Raw genomic sequence first — 484 nt, forward strand, 5'->3', positions numbered from 1 at the left:
GTACCTTCGCGGAACTCTCCCGTCCGTTTGAAGTGCTCCCAAGCAGTCGGCTCGACATAGACGATGTGAAACCCCGGGAATGGCGCCTCCGGTAGGTTGAGCCGGTTCGGCGTCAGCGGCGTGCCGATGAACGGCCACTCGCGCCAGCCGATCGGGCGCACCAGCCGGCCGTCCGGCAGGTACTCGGCGACGTACGGGGTCCGCCTGCCGTCGACCGTGTACGGCTGGGCCGGCGGACGACCGGATTCGGCCGCGGCCGCAGCCCGCTCCTGCGGCTGGTTCTGCCGGGCTGCGCCGCTTTGCTGCGGGGGTGGCGTCTGCCTAAGCTGCTCCGGGGTGCGCTCCTGCGACTGGGTCTGTCGGGGCTGCGGTTCGCCGCTCGGCTGGGGCGGCGGTACTTGCCCCGACCGCGCCGTACCGGCCGCGGGCGGCGGCGTGGTCTGCGCCTCGGAGCTCTGGATCCCGCCACAGCCGACCATCAGGG

Annotated in this window: 1 pseudogene; it reads right to left on the reverse strand. The window is 72.5% G+C overall.

Going from position 1 to position 484, the window contains the following annotated elements:
* A pseudogene (locus tag ACU8YC_RS26585) lies at window positions 1-484 on the reverse strand (hypothetical protein); the annotation flags it as partial.

This window comes from Citrobacter sp. VF227 (genome assembly GCF_052950715.1).